The sequence below is a fragment of the Gordonibacter urolithinfaciens genome (assembly GCF_900199375.1).
Taxonomy (GTDB): domain Bacteria; phylum Actinomycetota; class Coriobacteriia; order Coriobacteriales; family Eggerthellaceae; genus Gordonibacter; species Gordonibacter urolithinfaciens.
In genome coordinates this window covers 2,862,986-2,882,761 of record NZ_LT900217.1, presented here as the reverse complement: position 1 = coordinate 2,882,761, position 19,776 = coordinate 2,862,986, and the positions used below count along the sequence as shown (strand labels likewise).

Below are 19,776 nucleotides of genomic sequence, written 5' to 3'. Positions count from 1 at the left end.
CGATACGGCCCTCAAGCGACACGGAGGTGAACCGATTGGACGCAGCACCGAGCCCCGCGCGCGGACACCGCGGGCCGAGACGAGCCGCCCTGGCCGCGGCCTGCGCGGCCGTGGTCGCGCTCGCGGTCCTCGTCGCCGTCGTCGCCCTGACCCCGCGCGAGCGCCAACAGGACGCCTCCGCCATCCGCCATAGCGCTCCCGAGCTGATGGTGGCCGTGGACGAGTACCTCGACCCCCGCGAGGCCAAGGAGCTGTCCGAGGTCGGGGAGAACTCCCTCGACTTGCTGGTGGGCATATCCATGCTGTCCGAGGTGCGCTATTGCGAAGGCGCCGAAGAGGCCGCAACCTACTACGACTCGCCCGGGGCGGCGCTCGCGGCGGCCCGGGCGACACACGGCGAAAGCTCGCTTTACCAGAGCATGTCCGAACCGCTGTTCGTGTTCGAGGGACCGCCCTACGGCGGCAACCGCACCGCCGTCGCCGTATGCCTGGCCGCCGGCGAATCGGACGGCGATTGGCTCGCTTTCGCCTTCCTCGACCAGAGGGGAGAACGCTACTCGAACCCGCTCTACCTGGAATCCGCGCCCGCCAACTTCGACGTGGTGCCGCAGCATCGCAGCCAGCCGCTCGCCTACGCCTCGGAGGAGGAGAAGGCAGCCGAGATGATCTTCGACTACCTGGACGGCGACAAGAACCTGTTCGTCGCCAACGGCAAGGTGCCCGTCTACGTGGGCTGCTCCACGAACCCCGCCGTGCTCGGCATCACCGTCCTGGGCCGCCCGCCCGACGAGACCGCCACGTGCGAGCTCGGCGGAACCGTCTACCACCTCTGGGCGTACCGCACGTTCGACTTCAACCGCTACCTCATAGACAGCGGCTTCAACCTGGACGAGTTCTACCTCCCCAACCTCGTGCGGGCCCTGGAGATATCCGTGCCCGACTAGCGCGGCGGGCGCGGGCGGCCCCCGCCGCCTGCTTTTCCCGCCTCCCGACTCCCCGCCCGCCGCCGCGGCGGTTCTGTGGCGATTCCGCGAGATCGCCCGCATGACCAGCGTCTTGGGGGATAATGGGGGCATTGCGCGCCGGGCGGAGCCCCGCTGCGCGTCGATCTTCCGAATGCGCGCTGCGGCGGATCGAGCCCCGCACGGCATCGACGGCCGCGGGCCGCCGTTTTGGAACCTTACGAAGCAGAAACAGAGGAATATGAAGCAGTTCAACGAGCTGGGGCTGTCCCCGGAAGTCCTCGACGCCGTAACGCGCCTGGGATACGAAACGCCCACCCCCGTACAGGAGCAGGCCATCCCGCTGGTGCTGGAGGGCCGCGACCTCATTGCGGCCGCCAAGACCGGCACGGGCAAGACGGCCGCGTTCTCGCTGCCCGCCCTGGACGGGCTCGGGCACGCGAAGGGCGGGCAGGGGCCGCTCATGCTGGTGGTCACGCCCACGCGCGAGCTGGCGCAGCAGATCGGCGAGGTGTGCGCCGCCGTGGCCGTGTCCACCCACCACCGCATAGCCACCGTGGTGGGCGGCCTGTCCTATGAGCCGCAGATCCAGAAGCTCAAGCACGGCACCGACGTGCTCATCGCCACGCCCGGCCGCCTCGTGGACCTCATGGACCAAGGGGCCGCGCGCCTGGGCGACGTGGAGGTGCTCGTGCTCGACGAGGCCGACCGCATGCTGGACATGGGCTTTCTGCCCTCAATGCGCAAGATCATAGGGGCGACGCCCGCCAGCCGGCAGACGCTCCTGTTCTCGGCCACCATCGACCGCTCCATCATGGGCAGCGTGGGAAAGCTCCTGCACGACCCGGCCATGGTGGAGATAGCCCACAAGGGCGAGACGGCCGACACGGTGGAGCAGTTCATCGTCCGCGCCCCGCAGACGCTCAAGCCGGCCCTGCTGAAGGCGGTGCTGGCCGAGAAGGGGCACGAGCGCGTCATCGTGTTCGCCCGCACCCGCAGCCGTGCCGACGCCACGTGCCGCCGGCTGAAGAAGGCGGGCTACACGGCCGAGGCCATCCACTCCGACCGCAGCCAGAACCAACGCCGCCGCGCACTCGACAACTTCATGAGCGGCACCACCGACGTGCTCGTGGCCACGGACGTGTTGGCACGGGGCATCGACGTGGAGAGCGTCGACCATGTGATCAACTACGACCTGCCCACCGTGCCCGAGGACTACGTGCACCGCATCGGCCGCACGGGCCGCGCCGGCGAGGAGGGCTGGGCCATCTCGTTCGTGAGCCCGGAGACCGAGGACGCGCTGCGCGACATCCAGAAGCTCATCAAGCGCGAGATCCCGGAGATGGAGATAGCCTCGTTCGACGAGCAGGAGGCGCTGGCCGAGGCCGCTGCCCACGCCACGCGCAAGGCCGCGCGCACCGACCCCGAGATAGCCCAGGCCTCACGCGAGATGGCGAAGCGCGAGCGCAAGAAGGAGCGCGCCCGCGAGGCCGCCGCGGAAGGGGCGCAGGATGCCGGCGGACGCGGGCAGGGTCGCGGTGCCGGTGCCGGCGGGCAGGGCGGCAGGAAGCGCGCGGCGAAGAAGCCGGCCGGCGTGGCAGGGGGCCAGCCGACCCGCCAGCGCCCCGCCCAGAAGGGCCCGAAGAAGCCGGCCTCAGGCGCGACGGCGAAAGCCGGCAAGGGCCAGCCGACGGCACAGCCCTCGGCGAGAAAGCCCGCGCAGGGGGCCTCTGGCCGTCCCGCCCAGCCGAAGCAGCAGCCGGCGAAGGGATCTTCGCCGGCGAAGTCCGCCCGCGGCGGCAGCGACCTGCGGCCCGGGCGCGCCCACCGCGCCGACGTGGCGAAGCGCCGCGGAAAGCAGCGCTAGGAAGGAGAATCGCACTGCCGGAAGCTGCGGCATCGGGCAATACCCAACCTAAAGGCACAGTGACGAGATCCGGGGCCATGGCATGTTTTCCGCCTGCGCGATTGGAACGATCACAGAGAAACACCTGTTCGGGAGAATCTGCCCTGCGTTATCCGGACGGCAAACATGCCATAGCCCCGGATCTCGTCCACCCGACCCTCTCCCGGCACCGGAACGGGTCGCCGGCAAGGCACCCGCATCCCCGCCGCCAGCTGGCCGTGGCCGTCCTCCCGTCATGGGCCAGCCGGGACGCCCTTCCGCCATCCGCGGGCGAGGGTCTTACCCCAGCGGGTCCTTGTTCTGGTTGGCGGCGACGCGAACCAGGCGGTTGGCGGCCCACACGAGGCCGGCCAGCACGACGAGCGCGCTGCCGGCCAGGAGCCACGCTCCCTGCAGCAGCTCGGCCAACAGGAAGAACGCCGCCGCGGCAGCGGCGAATATCAGCGCGACCACGCCCACAGCCACGATGGCCGTCCCCGCGATGCGGGCACCGCGCCCTTCCTCCTGCTGTCCCCGCACGTCTTCGTCCGCCATGGCGGCCACCTTGCCCCTTCGCCCTCGCCTCGCCTGCCGGCGCCCTCGCTCCTGGCAGCCCTTTGCAATCCTCGCCGCTATGGTACGCTTTTCGTGGCGACGACGTCCACGCCGGTGCCGCACGCGTCGGCCACGATGACGTCGCCCGCCGCGACCGGTGCCGCCAAGCGCGCGGACAGGCAGGCTGCCAGCACGTCGGCCACCCGGGCCTTCGGCACGGGGGACGCCGTCTTCACGCTCACGGGTTCCAGGCAGCCCTCCACGGGCAGCACGGCCGTCACCATGCGCTCGGGCGCCGCAGCCTCGCGCTCCGCGTACGCCGCACCGCGCCCGCACGTATTGCCGGACACCTCGGTCACGCTGCCATGCTCGTCGAAAGACACCTCAAGCTGACAGCCCAACGGGCAGCAGATGCAGGTGAACGTGGTTATCTCGGTGGCAAGCTGCATCATTCGGCTCCCCCTCCCGCCACGTCGGGCCGCTTGTCGGCGCCTCGCGCGGCCTGCAAAGCCGCCGCTTGCGACGCAACGGACGGCGGCGCATCGTCCGGACGCCCCTCCACCCGCACGTGCAGCGAGGAGAGGCCCGCAACGTCGGCACCCGATAGCTTGATCTGCACCATCTCGGCCGGCACCGCCACCATGGTCTTGGCTTTCTTCACCGTGCGCACCGACCCGTCGGCAGCCACGCCCTCCACGAAGAAGCGCGGCCCGCGCAGGGCGCGCGACACGCGCAGCGACAGCGTCACGTCCTCGTCGGCACCCGTGGCCGGGTCGATGGCCTGGGGAACCACGTAGCGAACCCCCTCGTCCGGGAGCACGGGAACGGCCGTCACGGCGGCAACCGGCAACGCGGTACCGCGCGCCCCCTCCCCGGCAGCATGCCCGCCGAGGGCAACGCGGCGCGCATAGGCCGCCGCAGCCGCGCCGGCCGACTCGCCCTCGGCGGACGCATGGTCCACCAAGTCGTGCACATGCAGCGCGTTTCCGCAGGCGAAGAGCCCCGGCACGCCGGTGGCCAACCGGTTGTCGACCCGCGGGCCGCCCGTCACCGCATCGAGCGCCGCGCCGGCCGTCTTCGCCACCTCGTTCTCGGGGATGAGGCCCACGGACAGCAGCAGGGTGTCGCAGGCCACGCGCCGCTCGGTACCCGGAACGGGCTTGAGCGTGGCGGGGTCGACGTGGGCGATGTGCACGGCCTCCAGCCGGCCCGCACCCTCCAGCCGCACGACCGTGCGGCTCAGGTGCAGCGGGATGCCGAAGTCGTCCAGGCACTGCACGATGTTGCGCCGCAGGCCCGAGGGATGGGGCATCAGCTCGTAGACGCCCTCGACCTGGGCGCCCTGGGAGGCCAGGCGGCGCGCCATGATAAGGCCGATGTCGCCCGAGCCCAGGATGACGGCGCGCCGGCCCGGCAGGCACCCCTGCAAATTCATGAAGTTCTGCGCGCTGCCGGCCGAGAACACGCCCGACGGGCGGCTGCCGGCCAGGTTGAGCGCGCCGGCGCCGCGCTCGCGCGAGCCCGTGGCCAGCACGACGGCGCGGGCGCGCAGCACGTGGACCCCCGCCCCGCTCACTGCGCGCACCACAAGCTCCCCGGCATCGGCGCGCGCCGCGTCTACCGAAAGCACCGACGCTCCGAGCAGCACCTCCACGCAGGCCGTCGCACCGGGCGCATCCTGCGCCCCGGCCTCACCGCCAACGGCGGCCGGGCGCCCTTCGAGCGCCGCGGCCTCGCGCGCGGCGTACTCGGGCCCGGTGAGCTCCTCGCCGAAGCGGTGCAGGCCGAACCCGTTGTGCACGCACTGCTTCAGGATGCCGCCCAGCTTCGCCTCGCGGTCCACCAAAAGCACCCGGCGCGCTTCGGCGTCGGCTGCGGCGCGCGCAGCGGCCATGCCCGCCGCGCCCCCGCCCACCACGACCACGTCGTAGGGGGAACCCGCCACGTAAGGGGCATCGGCAAGCGACCCGACCGTGTCGGTGCCGCGCCCTGCCGCGCCCGAAAGCGCGTGCGCGCCGGCCGCAAGGCCCCCTTCGCCTTCGATCCGCGCCAGCGCCGCATAGTCCGGCCGCGCCGCGGCCACGAGCGGCGAGCCCGGCAGCCGCTTGTCCAAGGCGTCCGGAGCCGTGCCCGTCTCGCGCGCGACGATCTTCGCGATCTCGGGCGAGCAGAACCCGCCGTGGCACCGCCCCATCGTAGCGCGCGTGCGCCATTTGAGCGCGTCGAGCGAGAGCACGGGCACCGGGCCATGAAGCGCCGCCACGACCTCGGCCTCCGTCACCTCGCAGCAGCGGCACACCACATGCCCGGCGCGTGGATCGGCCGCGATGGCTCGGGCACGCTCCTCCTCGCCCATCCCGGAGAACGGAACGGCGTGCCGGCGGCGCGGGTCGAAGTCCGGCCTTGGCGAAGCCCCCAGCAGCCCGGCCACGCCGGCGGCCACGTCCACGGCCACGGCGGGCGCCGAGGTGAGGCCCGGAGAGTCGAAGCAGGCAACGTTGAAGAAGCCCGGCGCGTCGTCCGGCTGGCCGATGACGAAGTCGCCCTCCGCGCACGAGGCACGCAGACCCGCGAAGTTCGCGATGACTCCGCGCGTGCCCGCATCGGGCCACGTTCGCCGCGCCGCCTCCAGCACGAACGCGAGGCCCTCGGCGCTCGTGGACACGTCCTCCTTGCTCCCCTGCTCCACGGCGTTCGGCCCCACCAGCAGGTTGCCGTGCACGGTCGGCGTCACGAGCACGCCCTTGCCCGCGCGCGAGGGCGCTTGGAACACCGTGTGGGAGAACGCGCCGCCCTGGTCGGTGTCGTAGAGCAGGTACTCGCCCCGCCGCGGCACGATGCGAAGCTTGAGGGCGCTCACCAGGTTGTTCAATTCGTCGGCATGCACGCCCGCCGCGTTCACCACGGCCCGGCAGGCAATGCGCGCGCCTGACGAGGTCGACACGAGATAGCGCCCGCCCGAGCCGTCCGGACCGCCCTCGCCGGCCTGCCCCGACCGCCCGATGCCCACCACCCGCTCGCCGAAGAACAGCCGCGCGCCGTGCTCCGCGGCCTGCTCCAAGCAGGCGAGCGCAACCTCGTACGGATCGCATAGGGCGCCGGTCTCGGCCAGCAGCGCGCCCTTCGCAGACGGGGCGACGGCCGGCTCCAGCGCGCGCACCTCCGCAGCGTCCAGCTCGCGCACGCCCTCCACGCCGTTCTCCGCCGCCCGTGCCACGAGCGCACGGACGCTCGCCAGCTCCTCGTCGGTGAACGCCAGCACGAGCGAGCCGTTGCGCCGGTAGGCGAAACCCAGCTCGTCGGCCCACCGAGCGAAGAGCCGCGAGCCCTCCCGGTTGTAGCGCGCCTTGAGCGTGCCGGGCACCGGGTCGTAGCCGGCATGCACGATGCCGGAGTTCGCGCGGGTCGCCCCGCAGGCCACGTCGTTGCCGGCTTCGAGCACGGCCACGTCAAGCCGGTAGCGGGACAGCTCGCGGGCACAGGCCGCGCCGGCTATGCCCGCTCCAACCACGACGACGTCATAAGAAAGCTCTTCAAAGGTATCCATGTCGTTCAGCTTACTATTTTTCCCCGCTGGGCGAAAGGGCGGACACGCAATCGGGCAAACACGCTATCGTAAGGGAGTCAGATCGAATGGAAAGGGTGCTCATGAGGATCGCAGTAGCCAGCGAAGGCTTGGAAGTTGCTCCCCGTTTCAGGCAATGCGCCAGCTACATGTGTTACCGGGTCGACCGGGGCATCATCGTGGAATGCCAGAACCTGCCGAACCCCGGCTTGGCCGCCCCCAAGCTCGTGGCTCTGCTCGTGGAGATGGGCGTGGACACGCTCATCGTGGGAGCCATCGACTACGACGTGGCGAACGTGTTCTGCCATGCAGGTATCGAGGTCATAGCCGGCGCGCACGGAAGCGCGCGCGAAGTGGTGCAGGCCTACCTCACCCGCACGCTCACCGGCGTGGACGAGCTGTGCCACCTGGATGGCTGGGAGCACGAAGATGGCCACGACCGGGATCTTGCCGAAGCGTAAGACGCCCGTCCCCTCCACGGGGCGTGACATTGTCCCCGTCCCCCTGTCACACACGTCCCCCTGTCACACCCCTGTCACACCCGGCGCCCCATCGAGCACCGCAAAAGGCCCCGCGATGCGGGGCCTTTTCTTCATGGCGCCGTTCGTTCCCGGCGCAGAAAGCTCTGCAGGCCCGAAGGCCCGCAGGTTGCTACAGGGCCTTCTTGGCAACCTCGGTGATGGCGGTGAACGCCGCGGGGTCGTTGACGGCCATGTCGGACAGCACCTTGCGGTCCAGCTGCACGCCGGCCTTCTTGAGGCCGTTCATGAGCACCGAGTAGCTCATGCCGTTGATGCGGGCGGCCGCGTTGATGCGGGTGATCCAGAGGCGACGGATCTCGCGCTTCTTGTTGCGGCGGTCGCGGTACATGTACTGGAGCGAATGCTGCACCTGCTCCTTCGCGGCACGGTAGGAACGGGACTTCGCACCGTAGTAGCCCTTGGCGCGGTTGAGGATGGTACGACGCTTCTTATGGGCGCTGACTGCACGCTTGACACGAGCCATGTTCTATCACCTGTTCCTTCTCTAGCGAAGGCCGAGACCGCGCGCGACGGTCTTCTGATCGGCCTTGGACACTTCGGTTTCGTGGCGGAAGTTGCGCTTGCGCTTCTGGCTCTTCTTGGTCATGATGTGGCTCTTGTAGGCCTTCGAGCGCATGATCTTGCCGGAACCGGTGACGCGGAAACGCTTCGCGGTGCCGCGATGGGTCTTCATCTTGGGCATTACTCGTCCTTCCCTTCAGCTTCCTTCTTCTCGTTTTCCTTTTTCTTCTTCGCCGCCACCGCTGCGGGCAGGGGGGCGATGAGCATGTGCATGTTGCGGCCTTCCATCTTCGGCTGGTTCTCGATGACCGCCTCGTCCTTCAGGTCGTCGGCCAGGCGCTCCAGGATGGTGAGGCCCAGCTCCGGGTGCGCCATCTCGCGCCCGCGGAACATGATGGTGATCTTCACCTTGTTGCCGGCGTCGAGGAAGCGCATGACGTGCTTCTTCTTCGTCGTGTAGTCGCCCACGTCGATCTTCGGCCGGAACTTCATTTCCTTCGTCTCGACCTTGCTCTGGTTCTTGCGGGCCTGCTTGGCCTTGATGGCCTGGTCGTACTTGAACTTCCCGTAGTCCATGATGCGGCACACGGGCGGTTCGGCGTTCGGGGCGATCTCCACGAGATCGAGCCCCTGGTTGTCCGCGACGCGCTGGGCCTCCGCCGTGACGTAAATGCCCATCTGCTCGCCGTCGAAGCCGATCAGACGGCATTCCCGGACGGTGATTTCTTCGTTGAGCCGAGGCTCTTGAGCAGCTATCGCGCTCACCTCCCATTCTTCCGCGCTTGCGCGCTTCAATGAAAAACCCGCCGCTCCGGAAAGCGACGGGTTCGATTCTCATGACCGGGCCGCGTGCGGCCCCGTATTCGAGCGACCCATCAGCAGCCGAAGCGCCGAATCAGGTGGAGGGTTTCCCCTCGCTTGTGTAAACAGCCTGCCTATTGTAGCACGGCAAGCGGAAGATGCAAGGGGTGAATCGTCCTTTTCGCGTAACCTTCCCTGCCGTCTTCTCCGCCTCCTCGCCAAAGCCAGCCTCTCGCCATCTTTTCGCCAGGCCACGTGCAATCGGCGATGCCGCGTGCCGGCCATGCGCGCAACCTCGCGCATGGCCGGAAAGGACCTTCCGAGGCCGCCCGTCGGGAAAACCCCGCGGATTCCGCCCGCGGAGCTTGGCGTTCGGTATACTGCTGCCAACGGCGAAACGCCGCCGAGGAGCACCGTCCGCCCACCGCTACGGAAGGACTTCCATGAATCGCCTGCCCCGCCTGCTCATGCTCGCCGGAGCCTGGATCGCCTGCGTCATAGGCTGCATCGGCGTGTTCGTGCCCGTGCTGCCCACCACCCCGCTGCTCCTTCTGGCCACGTTCCTGTTCGCGCGGTCGTCGCCGCGCTGCCACGCGTGGATCGTCTCCACGAAGGTTTACCGCACCTACGTGGCCGCGTTCAAGGAGGCCGGGGGCATCCCCGCTGCCACGAAGGTGCGCATACTCACCGTGTCGTTCGTGCTCATGGGCGCCAGCGCCTTTTTCGTCCGCAAGCCCGTCGTCTGGATCGTCCTGGGCTGCGTGGCCCTGTTCCTGCTGTACCTCATGCTCGTGCGCATCCCCACCATCTCGCTCGAGAACGTGCGCGCCGCCCGCAAGGCCGACGAGGCCGAGTAGGCCGCCGCGCCGGTCGCGTTCCGCCCGCCCTGTCGGCCTGCGCCCGCCCGCCATGCAAGCGGCCGCATCGAGCAAGATGGAAGGCCCATCCCACTTTGCGTGCGTTTTGCGTTATCATTGGCACGTGACGCCTCGGGCGCAGGGGAAGCCCGGGCACCGTAGACCGAACAGGGGAGATCTATGGAAGGCGAATTCGCTCTCGGCGCGCAAAGGACGCGCGCCTACCTTGCACGCCTCGGGCTCGAGCGGCCCGAACGTCCCACGCGGGAGGCGCTCGACGAACTCGTCTACGCGCACCAGTGCTCCATCCCGTTCGAGACCATCGACATGTACCGCTGCACCGAGCCGCCCGACCTGGAGCCGGCCCGGGTGTTCGACAAGCTGGTCGCGCAACGCCGCGGCGGCTACTGCTTCGAGCTGAACGCCTTGTTCGAGGCGCTGCTGGCAAGCCTGGGCTACCGGGTGCGTCCGTGCCTGTGCCGCGCCGTATGCGGGGCCAAGGTGAAAGATCCCATCAACCACCGCGCCGTGCTCGTGGAGCTGGACGGCAAAGAGGTCCTCGTGGACGTGGGCTTCGGCGGGCCGCTGCCCTCGGCCTCGCTCTCGCTCGCGGACGGACAGGAGCAGATCATCCGCGGCGAGTCGTTCACCGCGCGCCGCATCGACGCGTACTGGTGGGCCGTGGATCGCGTGACCGGGGCGAAGAAGGATCTCTACGGCATCGAGGGGCCCTCTCGCATGCAGACCGAGCTGGAGCTGTGCCTGGCAACCGTGATGGACAGGGACTTCGACGCGCTCAACCTTGCCTGCTCCCGTCCGGGCACGGAGTTCCACGACCACCGCATAGCGAACCTGCGCACGCCGAACGGCTACTTCGCCATCTGGGACGACATGCTCACCGTGCGAAAAGACGGCAAGAAGGAGCGCATCCCCCTGCCCGACGAGGCAGCCTTCGCCGACGCCTGCGAGCAGTACTTCGGCTTCCGACCGCACGGGGCGTGAGAAGGCGCGAAAACGGGATCGCATATTGTCGTAGCAAGTTAGCGAGGCCGGCCGTGCCCGAGGTTGGCGGTATTGCGGAGGCGAAGCGTACTGCGGTACGCGAGCCTCCGGGATCGCGGCAAGATCGGGCACCACGGCCGGCCGCAGCGTCGGCAGGTTCCGGCGGCCAGGAGGCCGCCGGAACCCCTAAGCGTTGATGTACACGTAGATGATGCGGATGGTGTCGGCAAGGTTGCCGGACATGTTCGCGGTGGTGTAGTTATAGGACAGCACCGCGGACCACTCGTGGGGCGCGCCGTTCAGGTCGACCGTGCCCGAGAACGAGCAGTTCTCCTTCACGACCCTAGTGCCACTGGAATCCATAGTGGTATAAACCATCTTGTCCTCGGGAAGCACGGCAGAGCCTTCGGCAACAGGAACACCAGCCTCTTGCAATGTTCTTTCTACAACATGATCATTCTGGACGATATCAGCGAAACTCCTCGATCCGTAGCCGAGCGCGGCGGTGGAGGCGGAATAGCCCGCCTGCACGACCTTGCCCTCCTCGTTGAGGCCCAGGTACACCGTGGGCGTGCCCGTGCGCGTGTCGGCCGGCTCGTCGGTCAAAGCCACCGTCACGTCCTTCTTGATGGGGTTGCCTTCCTCGTTCACGTCCTTCGAGGCGGTTACCTGGGCGCCATGGGCGAGCGCAGCCAGGGCCTCGTCCTGGCCGAGGCCCAGCACGGCGGCGAGGTTCGGCGCCTCGGTCTTCTTCGTGGTCTCGGTGGAGGCGTCCTTCGTCTCCTCCTGCTGGATGGCGGTCACCTCCTGCGCGTCCTGCTGCTGCTGCGTCTGCTGGGCGGCCAGCGTCTGGCTCTCGGTGACGAGGCGCCAGGTGAGGTAGCCCAGAACGCCGATGAGCACCACCAGCAGCACGATAACCACGATGAGCACGCGGCGCATGCGGCGCGACTTGCGCATATGCGGGGGCACGTCCGTCTTGTCCTTCTTGCCGTGGAGGCCCTTCGGCGGCTCGGGCTCCAGGGGCGCCTCGTCGTCGAGCAGCAGCGACGGCGTGTCGCGCGGCTCGAGGCTGTCGAAGGCGTCCGGGTACTCGTCGTCGGTGTCGCCCTTGTAGCTGAAGCCGCCGGCATGCGCCGGGCCGCTCGGAGCACCGCCCACCGGGGCGAACGCCTGGGTGAGGCCGATGGCGTTGTCCCGGTCGTCGGCTGGAGCCTCGGGCGCTGCGGCCACCGGGTCGGCGCCGACGGGCGCGAACGCCTCCGTCAGGCCGATGCGCTCGTCGCGGTCGTCTGCGGCAGGGCCGCCGGCATCGGGAATGCGATCGGGATCCGACGGGGCCCCGGATGGTTTGCTTGCAGCGTGTTTTGGCATCGTTCGACCTTCCTGCCTTTGAGGAGAGCGCATCAGCGCATGAAGAAGAAGTAGTATGCGGCGAACCCTACGATGAGCAGCAGCGCCGTAGCCAGCACGGCCTTCTGGGCCTTGGGCATGGGTGCTCCCGAAAGATCTTCGAGCCGCTGCTCGCGACAGGGCTCCTCCGAGGACCGCGGCATCTCGCCCGAGCGGCTGGAAGACGGGTTGCCGGATACGTCCTCTTCCGCGGCGGCCTCGCCGGACGCAGGTTCCTCGGCAACGGGCGCGCAATCGGGCTCCGGCACGGGTACGGGGACCGGGCGCGAAACCGCGCGGGCGCCCGCCTGGATGACGACGTCGTCATCATCGTCGGTGGTAACCGTAATATGGGAAAACGCCTTCTCGTCAGCCACGGTGCATTCCTTTCGCGTCTTGCCGATTATAAGGTACGGCCTATCCGCGCAGGCCCTTGTCCAAATAATATCCATCGGGGGCGAAGCGGCGGCGGTACGTGAGATAGCTCGCCATGACGATGGCGATGGTGTTGGCCGCCGAAAGCATGAGCATGACCACGATCTGGTACTTGGCCGCGGCCAGCGGGTCGGCGCCCGCGAGCAGCTGGCCGGTCATCATGCCGGGGAACGTGACGATGCCCGCCGCCGACATGTTGGCGAGCACCGGCGTCATGCCCGCCCCGATGGCGGCCTTGAGCGAGGGGGCAGCCGCCTCGTGCGGCGTCGCCCCGAGCGCCACGAGCGAGAACATCTCGGAGGCGCGGGCGTCCATGTCCGCGAACAGCCGGTCGATGGCCACGGCCACGGCAGCCATGGCGTTGCCCATGATCATGCCCACGATGGGCACGAGCTGCCGCGCGTTGTACCACGGCTCGGCGTGCACGACCCCTTCCACCACGATGAGGCCGATGGCGGTGGAGGACACGAAGAGCGAGACGAACACGGCGGGCACCAGCCCGGGGATGCGGCTCTTCACGCGCGACGTGGCGATCTGCGTGGCGGCGATCACCATGGCCGCCAGCACCAAGAGCACGAGCCACCACGTTTGGAACTCGAACAGGTACGTGAGCAGGAAGCCCGCGGCGAGGAGCTGCACGAAGCAGCGCACCGACGACACGGCGATGCGGCGCGTCTGCCCGAGCTCCAGCTTCCACGACACGAGGCCCGCCACGAGCATGAGGGCGCTCGCCGAGAAGAGCTCCACGTAGCCGATGTCCACCACGCCGTCGGTCACGGGCGCACCCCCTCCCCGCCCGCCGCCGCGAAGGAGAGCGCGCCGTCCGCCAGCGTGAACGTGCCGGACGCGAAGCCGTCGGAGGCGCGGTGGCGGATGCGCAGGCAGGCGGTGCGCGCGTCCACGAGGCTGCGCGTGAGGCGGCCCACCGCAAGCGCGGAGTCGTCGTCGAGCGCCGCGTCCACCTCGTCGAGCAGCAGCACGCGCGGGCGCGTGGCGAACGCGCGCAGGAGCGCCACGCGAGCGGCCTGGCCGCCGGAGAGCTGCGACACGTCGCGGGCCAGGCCCACGTCGGAGAGCTCGGCCGCGTCCAGCAGGCGCGCGAGCTCGTCGTCGGCGGGCGGCTGCGTGCCGGCGTTCACCTTGAGCCTCCACGGGAGCACCAGGTTGTCGCGCACCGTGCCCGCCACGAGCGCGGCTTGCTGCGGCACGAGGCACACCTGGCGGCGCCACTCGGTCGGCTTGAACGCCGAGGAGGGCCGTCCGTCCAGGTAGAGCTCGCCGGAGTCGCGCCCCAGCATGAGCGCGCACGCGCGCAGGAGCGTCGACTTCCCCGCACCCGATGGTCCCACGAGGTCGCAGATCACGCCCGCCTCGAGCGAGAGCGACGCGTCGCGCAGAAGCGGCACGGCTTCGCCGCCGCGACGGTAGGACAGGGCGATATGCTCGGCACGGAAAAGGCTCATGGAACCATGGTAGCACCGTTTCGCCTCATGAGGCGAAACGGTTGCCGGCTAGGATGCAGACGCGCGCCCGAGCAGGCGCGCCGCAGCGGGGCGGGCGGGCGAGCCTAGCGAAGCCCCGCCTGATGGACCCGCTGCACGGCGGGTGAATCCCCGTTCGCAGCGCGCCAGGGGACGCTGCCGGAACCGCAGGCCGCCCTCGCGAGCGAAAGGCCGGGATCTGCCGCCGATTCCGGCCTTTCCTGTCAAAAAAGAGCCGGTTTGGCAATCGACAACGTAACGCTCAAAAAGGCGACCTGGCCTTTCTCGAGGCGACCTGTCGAAAGGCGCCTCGAAACGCGCTTCTCGATTGCCAAACCGGCTCTTTTTTGACAGGAAGGACGGTTTCGCGTGACAAAAACACCGGCCTATGCGGAGACAGCCATCACCTGCGCGGCGCGGCTCCCTACCCGGGGCGGCGCCCCTGCGCTTTACGGAGCTCCCGCTTGGTGCGATCCCCGTGCAGTGCGGCGTCCCCCGTGCGAAGCTCGAGCGCAGGGCTCCCGCGTAACGCGACGCAGCTCCCAGCCCAGGCGACCCGCTCGCATGGTGTGGCGCCCCCGACAGGCATCGCGCCCGTTGCCAAGCGGGGAGCGCGGCCGCGGCCGGGTGGCCGGGGGGGGGACGCCCCTCCTCCGGCCTCGGCCGAGGGCCGCCTCCTACTGCAGGCCCTCGATGTGCGGGATGGTGGCGAAGCCGGCTTCCAGCTCCTCGTCGGTGGGCTCGTGGTCGACCATCTCGCCCTTGTTGAAGGCGTCGTAGGCCTTCATGTCGAAGTAGCCGGTGCCGGTGAGGCCGAACAGGATGGTCTTGGCCTCCCCCGTCTCGGCGCAGCGGCGCGCCTCCTCCATGGCCTGGAAGATGGCGTGCGCGCTCTCGGGCGCGGGCAGGATAGTCTCCAAGCGCGCGAACTCCACGGCGGCGGCGAACACGTCGGTCTGCCTCACGGCCACGGCCTCCAGGTAGCCATCGTGCTTCAACTTCGACACGATGGGGCTCATGCCGTGGTAGCGCAGGCCGCCGGCGTGATCGGCGCTGGGCTGGAAGCCGTTGCCAAGCGTGTACATCTTGGCAAGCGGGCACGTCTGGCCCGTGTCGGCGAAGTCGTAGGCGTAGCGCCCGCGCGTGAGCGAGGGGCAGCTCGCAGGCTCCACGGCCACGAAGCGCGTGTCGGGACGCTCGCCGCGCAGCGTGTCGCGCATGAACGGCGCGATGAGGCCGCCCAGGTTCGACCCGCCGCCCGCGCACCCTATCACCACGTCCGGGTACTCGCCCAGCTCTTGAAAAGCGGCGTAGCTCTCCAACCCGATGACCGACTGGTGCAGCACCACCTGGTTGAGCACGCTGCCCAGCGTGTAGCGCCCCTTGTTCTCGGGGATGTTCAGCGCGCGCTCCACCGCCTCGGAGATGGCCGTGCCGAGCGATCCCGTGGAATCGGGATGCTCGGAGAGCATCTTGCGGCCGATGGCCGTGGTGTCCGACGGCGAGGGCGTGACGTTGGCCTTGAACGTCTCCATGATGTTGCGGCGGAACGGCTTCTGCTCGTAGGAGCACTTCACCATGAACACGTCCAGGTTGAGTCCGAAGTGGTCGGCGGCCTCGGCGAGCGCCGTGCCCCACTGGCCCGCGCCCGTCTCGGTGGTGATGCCCGTGAGCTCCTGGGCCTTGGCGTAGTAGGCCTGCGCGATGGCGGAGTTCAGCTTGTGGGAGCCGGACGTGTTGTTGCCCTCGAACTTGTAGTAGATCTTCGCGGGCGTGCCCAGTGCGCGCTCCAGGTTGTACGCGCGGCATAGCGGCGAGGGCCGGTAGATGCGGTACATCTCCCGCACGGGCTCGGGGATGTCGAAGTAGGCCGTGTCGTCGTCGAGCTCCTGCGCCACCAGCTCGTCGCAGAACACGGACGCGAGGTCCTCGGGGCGCGCCACGGCGCCGTTCGGCAGCCGGATGGGCTCGGGCTTCTCCGGCATGTCGGCCCGCAGGTTGTACCACTGCGCGGGGATCTGGTCTTCTCGCAGGTACAGGCGGTGCGGCGCGTTCTCGGTCATGATGGTTCCTTTCACGTTGCTGCGGCGTCCCCGCCGCGGTTCATCCTCGGGTTATAGGACAAAAAGTGTGTCCGACAAACCATCTTTTTCCCAGTTCAATCTGAAGAAATCACACTGAAAAGTTGTTTCGCCCCAACTTTTCACCCGGACAAAAAGTGTGTCCGGTTTGCGCTTGACACGCCTGTTCAAGATAGCTTTTCGGAGAGAAAAGTTCATCTTGGGCAGGAGCGGACGAATGGATAACCCGAAGTGCGGCGCGTGCGGCGGTGCGATGAAGCGCAACGGCAAGACGAAAGCGGGCGCGCAAAGGTGGAGGTGCAAGGCATGCGGGGCATCCACGACGCACCGTATCGACAATTCGGCGAAGGAGCTCGACGCCTTCCTCCGATGGCTCTTCTCCAAGCGCGGCCAAGAGGACTTCGGATGCTCGTCCAGGACGTTTCGCAGGAAAGCCGCCAGATTCTGGCAGATGTGGCCCCTGCCCTCCTACACCGGGGAGGTGTGCGACGTCGTGTTCTTGGACGGCATCTGGATCTCGGGGCTCGTCGTGCTCATAGCCTGCACCAAAGAGCACGTGCTCGCCTGGCACCTGGCCGAGAGCGAGAACTCCGGCGCCTGGGCGGCGCTCATGGCCAAGATGGCCCCGCCGCGCCTGGCCGTCTCCGACGGGGGCGCCGGGTTTGCCAAGGCGGCGCGCGCCATGTGGCCGGGCACCTGCGTCCAGAGGTGCACGTTCCACGCATTCTGCCAGGTAAAAAGGTGCACCACCTCGCGCCCCAAGCTGGAGGCGGGCAAGGAGCTCTACGGCCTCGCCAAGAAGCTGCTGAAGGCCAAGGACGCCGGATCGGCGGCAGCGTGGCTGGCCGAGTACGCGGAGTGGTGCTCCAAGTGGGAGGGGTTCCTGCGCGAGTTCGCGCTCGAAGACGGCAAGAGGCGCTACGTGCACCGGGAGCTGAGGAAGGCCCGCCGCGCGCTCAACGGCCTCGTGCGGTCGGGGACGCTGTTCGCGTTCGTGGAGATGGCCGAAGAGCGGGGCGGCGAGTGGGACTCCACCTCCAACATGATAGAGGGAGGCGTGAACGCGCAGCTGCGCGAGATGATCCGAAACCACCGCGGGCTGTCCAGGATGCGGCGCGTCAAGGCGATCTTCTGGTGGTGTTACGCGCACGCCGGGTCGCCCCTCCCTGCCGCCAGGATGCTGAAGGCCATGCCCACCGACGATGACGTCGAAGGGCTGTTCGCGATGGCCTCCAAGCCCAAGAGGCGGGATGGCGGGACGCCTGACGAATACGGTGCGGGAGTAGCCTGGGGAGAGTTCCACACGGCGGTCGAGTACCGTCAGTGAACAATCGGGCCGGACACACTTTTTGTCCTATAACCCTCATCCTCCGTCCGCGCAAACAAAAAGAGCCCCCGGATCTCCGAGGGCTCTTCTGTGTATGCATGCGCGGAACAGAAGCCTATGCGAGACCCGGGATCAATGCCTTCTCTTCCACCACCACGCGCCGACGGGCAACGTGTTAAGCACGCTGTCGGCGAAAGCTGCGGTGTGGGCGGTTGAGGGCATTGCGGCCTTTCTTCGGTCGGGCTTTCCGGGTCGGACGAAGCATAGCACCAACCGGGCGGCCTTGGGAAGGGGGCAATCCCGATCGCGGCAAGCCGCTCGGCGCGCAGGCCCTCTTGCGGCCCTACCGCGAGCGGGCTGGCAGAGCAGGCTCCGCAGGCGCGCCCTCGCGTAAGCGGCCGGCCCGGCAGCGGGGCCCTCCGCCCGCCGCCCCTTCCGCTGCCTTTCGGGGGCCAATTGGTGCGCTCGGCAGATTAATATCGCGTTTCGGGCGGTTTTGTTGCGCTTCCTTACGCTTTATTGTAATAAAGTATACGGATACGCGACGGTCGCCGCAGGATGCGACGTACCGCGCGCGAGCTGAAAGCTCGAAGGAGGGCCCCGCGACGCGCGGGGTTTGAGGGAAGGAGACATACCCCTATGGAAAGCAAGAGTGCGTTCAGCAGGCGTCAGTTCATGGAGCTGCTCGGCGTGTCGGCGGCAGGCTTCGGCCTCGTCAGCATGGCAGGCTGCGGCGGTGGCGACGACGCCAAGAAGGACGAGGGCGCGGACGCCCCCGCCGGCGGCGGCACGGCCGACACCATCACGTACAGCCTGACGGCCGACCCGCGCGCGGTCGACCCGGCGTACTTCGACGACGGCGAGTCCGCCGTGGTGTCCTGCAACATGTACGAGGGCCTGTACCAGTACGGCAAGACCGACGCGAAGGTGTCGCCCTGCCTGGCCAAGGACCTGCCCGAGATCTCCGACGACGGCCTGGTGTACACCATCAAGCTCAACGAGGGCATCAAGTTCCATGACGGCACCGACTTCAACGCCGAGGCCGTGAAGGCCTCCATCGAGCGTCAGCTCGAGCCCAACCGCAACTCCGACATGCCCTACGCGTCGTTCGTGTTCGGCGAGGAAGAGGCGGGCAACGGCGTCGCGAGCGTCGAGGCCGTTGACGACTACACCGTGAAGATCACGATGCGCGCGGCTTCCGCCCCGTTCGTGAAGAACCTCGCCATGGCCCTGGCCTCCCCCATCGTGGCGCCGAGCGCCATCGAGGCGGCCACCGACGGCCAGGCCATCACCAACCCCGTGGGCACCGGCCCCTACAAGTTCGTCGACTGGACGAAGGGCGCTTCGGTCACCCTCGTTGCCAACGAGGACTACTGGGGCGAGGCTCCCAAGACGAAGAACCTCGTGTTCAAGATCATCGCCGAGGGCAACACGCGCCTGACCTCGCTCATCAACGGCGAGTGCGACATCATCTCCAGCGTCGACCCCGCATCGGCCGACCAGATCGTCGACAACGGCTTCGAGCTGTTCTCCGAGGACGGCATGACCATCAACTACATGGCGTTCAACACCGAGACCGGCAAGTGCACGGACCAGGAGGTCCGCAAGGCCGTGGCCCAGGCCATCAACGTCGAGGAGATGGTGAAGTCCATCTACGGCGACTACGCCACCGTGGCGAACTCGGTCATGCCCACCTGGATGGCCCCCTACACCAAGGACGTCAAGCAGACGGCCTACGATCCCGAGGCCGCCAAGAAGACGCTGGCCGACAAGGGCATCACGTCGCTGCAGTGCATCACCTACACCACCGCCCGCCCCTACAACCAGAAGGGCGGCAGCGACCTGGCCAACATGATCCAGGGCTACCTGTCCGCCGTGGGCGTGGAGCTGAGCATCACGCAGTACGACTGGACCACCTACAAGACGAAGGTGCAGACGGACCCGTACGACATCTGCTTCTACGGCTGGACGGGCGATAACGGCGACCCGGACAATTTCATGAACCTGCTCGCCGACACGAACTGGTCCATGAACGTGGCCCACTGGCAGGACGACGAGTACAAGGCGCTCATCGCCGAGGGCCTGAAGACCCCCGATGGCGACGCGCGCGACGCCATCTACCTGCAGTGCGAGGAAATGGTTGCCGAGAAGCAGCCGTGGGTGCTCATCTCCCACTCCAAGAACCTGCTGGGCTACAGCCCCAAGGTCAAGGACTTCTACTACCATCCGACGGGAGTCGTGTTCTTCAAGGGCGTCTCGAAGGAAGCGTAAAGGCTGTTCCCCGGCGCCCGCGAGGGCGCCGGGTTTTCCCTGTGCGGCCCGCACGTCGTATTCTCGTCGCGTGCGGGCCGCACTTGCGCTACACTGTCATCCGGTCGTAAACGATCTGA

18 protein-coding genes are annotated in these 19,776 nt (G+C 68.3%); 7 read left to right on the top strand and 11 right to left on the bottom strand.

What is annotated here, in order from left to right; genetic code table 11:
• The first annotated feature begins 35 nt into the window (after positions 1-35).
• Positions 36-944 carry a hypothetical protein gene (locus BN3560_RS12345; protein WP_123649931.1) on the top strand — a complete coding sequence of 303 codons (909 nt, stop codon included), beginning with the start codon at positions 36-38 and terminating at the stop codon, positions 942-944.
• 259 nt (positions 945-1,203) lie between these two features.
• A complete protein-coding gene (locus tag BN3560_RS12340) occupies positions 1,204-2,829 on the top strand; it encodes a DEAD/DEAH box helicase (RefSeq protein ID WP_096228286.1) in 1,626 nt (541 codons plus the stop codon).
• A 318-nt stretch (positions 2,830-3,147) separates the two neighbouring features.
• On the opposite strand, the gene BN3560_RS12335 is transcribed toward BN3560_RS12340, so the two are convergent.
• The 3 genes from BN3560_RS12335 to BN3560_RS12325 all read right to left on the bottom strand — a co-directional run bounded on the left by BN3560_RS12335 (position 3,148) and on the right by BN3560_RS12325 (position 6,949).
• The gene (locus BN3560_RS12335) at positions 3,148-3,402 is read right to left on the bottom strand and encodes a hypothetical protein (protein WP_087190648.1); all 255 of its coding nucleotides are present in this window, start codon (positions 3,400-3,402) and stop codon (positions 3,148-3,150) included.
• Between the two features lie 77 nt (positions 3,403-3,479).
• Positions 3,480-3,854: a DUF1667 domain-containing protein gene (locus BN3560_RS12330; RefSeq protein ID WP_231897401.1), complete on the bottom strand. Its 375-nt coding sequence runs from the start codon at positions 3,852-3,854 to the stop codon at positions 3,480-3,482.
• Positions 3,851-6,949 carry an FAD-dependent oxidoreductase gene (locus BN3560_RS12325; protein ID WP_096228285.1) on the bottom strand — a complete coding sequence of 1,033 codons (3,099 nt, stop codon included), beginning with the start codon at positions 6,947-6,949 and terminating at the stop codon, positions 3,851-3,853. The genes BN3560_RS12330 and BN3560_RS12325 overlap by 4 nt, the downstream gene beginning before the upstream one ends.
• 86 nt (positions 6,950-7,035) lie before the next feature.
• On the opposite strand from BN3560_RS12325, the gene BN3560_RS12320 reads away from it, so the two are divergent.
• The gene (locus BN3560_RS12320; protein WP_331712899.1) at positions 7,036-7,428 is read left to right on the top strand and encodes a NifB/NifX family molybdenum-iron cluster-binding protein; all 393 of its coding nucleotides are present in this window, start codon (positions 7,036-7,038) and stop codon (positions 7,426-7,428) included.
• A 190-nt stretch (positions 7,429-7,618) separates the two neighbouring features.
• On the opposite strand, the gene rplT is transcribed toward BN3560_RS12320, so the two are convergent.
• Genes rplT through infC form a run of 3 tightly spaced genes read right to left on the bottom strand, consistent with a single transcriptional unit; the run spans position 7,619 to position 8,775 of the window.
• The gene (rplT, locus tag BN3560_RS12315; RefSeq protein ID WP_096228284.1) at positions 7,619-7,972 is read right to left on the bottom strand and encodes a 50S ribosomal protein L20; all 354 of its coding nucleotides are present in this window, start codon (positions 7,970-7,972) and stop codon (positions 7,619-7,621) included.
• 21 nt (positions 7,973-7,993) lie between these two features.
• Complete coding sequence (gene rpmI / locus BN3560_RS12310; RefSeq protein WP_015540216.1) at positions 7,994-8,191, bottom strand: 50S ribosomal protein L35; 198 nt, start codon at positions 8,189-8,191, stop codon at positions 7,994-7,996.
• Positions 8,191-8,775, bottom strand: coding sequence for a translation initiation factor IF-3 (infC, locus tag BN3560_RS12305; protein ID WP_172623289.1), 585 nt, complete (start codon positions 8,773-8,775; stop codon positions 8,191-8,193). Before infC ends, rpmI begins: the two co-directional genes overlap by 1 nt.
• 479 nt (positions 8,776-9,254) lie before the next feature.
• Here infC and BN3560_RS12300 point away from each other — a divergent pair, with 479 nt between their 5' ends.
• On the top strand, positions 9,255-9,668 hold the full coding sequence (locus BN3560_RS12300) for a YbaN family protein (protein WP_087190516.1): 414 nt from the start codon (positions 9,255-9,257) through the stop codon (positions 9,666-9,668).
• A 180-nt stretch (positions 9,669-9,848) separates the two neighbouring features.
• The gene (locus BN3560_RS12295; protein ID WP_096228283.1) at positions 9,849-10,670 is read left to right on the top strand and encodes an arylamine N-acetyltransferase family protein; all 822 of its coding nucleotides are present in this window, start codon (positions 9,849-9,851) and stop codon (positions 10,668-10,670) included.
• A 186-nt stretch (positions 10,671-10,856) separates the two neighbouring features.
• Here BN3560_RS12295 and BN3560_RS12290 read toward each other — a convergent pair whose 3' ends face one another.
• The 5 genes from BN3560_RS12290 to BN3560_RS12270 all read right to left on the bottom strand — a co-directional run bounded on the left by BN3560_RS12290 (position 10,857) and on the right by BN3560_RS12270 (position 16,041).
• Positions 10,857-12,044: a histone-lysine N-methyltransferase gene (locus BN3560_RS12290; protein ID WP_096228282.1), complete on the bottom strand. Its 1,188-nt coding sequence runs from the start codon at positions 12,042-12,044 to the stop codon at positions 10,857-10,859.
• Positions 12,045-12,076: 32 nt separating this feature from the next.
• A complete protein-coding gene (locus tag BN3560_RS12285) occupies positions 12,077-12,439 on the bottom strand; it encodes an SURF2 Surfeit locus protein 2 (RefSeq protein ID WP_096228281.1) in 363 nt (120 codons plus the stop codon).
• Between the two features lie 40 nt (positions 12,440-12,479).
• Positions 12,480-13,274, bottom strand: a complete 795-nt coding sequence (locus BN3560_RS12280) for an ABC transporter permease (protein ID WP_087190512.1) — start codon at positions 13,272-13,274, stop codon at positions 12,480-12,482.
• Entirely contained in the window at positions 13,271-13,960 is a 690-nt protein-coding gene (locus BN3560_RS12275; RefSeq protein ID WP_096228280.1) for an ABC transporter ATP-binding protein, read from the bottom strand. Before BN3560_RS12275 ends, BN3560_RS12280 begins: the two co-directional genes overlap by 4 nt.
• Positions 13,961-14,655: 695 nt before the next feature.
• Positions 14,656-16,041: a TrpB-like pyridoxal phosphate-dependent enzyme gene (locus BN3560_RS12270; RefSeq protein ID WP_096228279.1), complete on the bottom strand. Its 1,386-nt coding sequence runs from the start codon at positions 16,039-16,041 to the stop codon at positions 14,656-14,658.
• Between the two features lie 235 nt (positions 16,042-16,276).
• Between BN3560_RS12270 and BN3560_RS12265 the strand changes: the two genes are divergently transcribed.
• Together BN3560_RS12265 and BN3560_RS12260 are read left to right on the top strand one after the other, a co-directional pair.
• Positions 16,277-17,386, top strand: a complete 1,110-nt coding sequence (locus tag BN3560_RS12265) for an IS1249 family transposase (RefSeq protein WP_096228278.1) — start codon at positions 16,277-16,279, stop codon at positions 17,384-17,386.
• Positions 17,387-18,025: 639 nt separating this feature from the next.
• The gene (locus BN3560_RS12260; protein ID WP_096228277.1) at positions 18,026-19,657 is read left to right on the top strand and encodes an ABC transporter substrate-binding protein; all 1,632 of its coding nucleotides are present in this window, start codon (positions 18,026-18,028) and stop codon (positions 19,655-19,657) included.
• The last annotated feature ends 119 nt before the right edge of the window (positions 19,658-19,776 follow it).

Excerpts from the sequence above, each read along its gene's own strand:
- BN3560_RS12340 (WP_096228286.1), top strand. The coding sequence starts at position 1,204 with ATGAAGCAGTTCAACGAGCTGGGGCTGTCCCCGGAAGTCCTCGACGCC.
- rpmI (WP_015540216.1), bottom strand. The coding sequence starts at position 8,191 with ATGCCCAAGATGAAGACCCATCGCGGCACCGCGAAGCGTTTCCGCGTC.
- BN3560_RS12260 (WP_096228277.1), top strand. The coding sequence starts at position 18,026 with ATGGAAAGCAAGAGTGCGTTCAGCAGGCGTCAGTTCATGGAGCTGCTC.
- BN3560_RS12335 (WP_087190648.1), bottom strand. The coding sequence starts at position 3,402 with ATGGCGGACGAAGACGTGCGGGGACAGCAGGAGGAAGGGCGCGGTGCC.
- BN3560_RS12270 (WP_096228279.1), bottom strand. The coding sequence starts at position 16,041 with ATGACCGAGAACGCGCCGCACCGCCTGTACCTGCGAGAAGACCAGATC.
- BN3560_RS12325 (WP_096228285.1), bottom strand. The coding sequence starts at position 6,949 with ATGGATACCTTTGAAGAGCTTTCTTATGACGTCGTCGTGGTTGGAGCG.
- BN3560_RS12275 (WP_096228280.1), bottom strand. The coding sequence starts at position 13,960 with ATGAGCCTTTTCCGTGCCGAGCATATCGCCCTGTCCTACCGTCGCGGC.
- BN3560_RS12295 (WP_096228283.1), top strand. The coding sequence starts at position 9,849 with ATGGAAGGCGAATTCGCTCTCGGCGCGCAAAGGACGCGCGCCTACCTT.
- BN3560_RS12320 (WP_331712899.1), top strand. The coding sequence starts at position 7,036 with ATGGAAAGGGTGCTCATGAGGATCGCAGTAGCCAGCGAAGGCTTGGAA.
- BN3560_RS12290 (WP_096228282.1), bottom strand. The coding sequence starts at position 12,044 with ATGCCAAAACACGCTGCAAGCAAACCATCCGGGGCCCCGTCGGATCCC.
- BN3560_RS12265 (WP_096228278.1), top strand. The coding sequence starts at position 16,277 with ATGGATAACCCGAAGTGCGGCGCGTGCGGCGGTGCGATGAAGCGCAAC.
- BN3560_RS12300 (WP_087190516.1), top strand. The coding sequence starts at position 9,255 with ATGAATCGCCTGCCCCGCCTGCTCATGCTCGCCGGAGCCTGGATCGCC.
- rplT (WP_096228284.1), bottom strand. The coding sequence starts at position 7,972 with ATGGCTCGTGTCAAGCGTGCAGTCAGCGCCCATAAGAAGCGTCGTACC.
- BN3560_RS12330 (WP_231897401.1), bottom strand. The coding sequence starts at position 3,854 with ATGATGCAGCTTGCCACCGAGATAACCACGTTCACCTGCATCTGCTGC.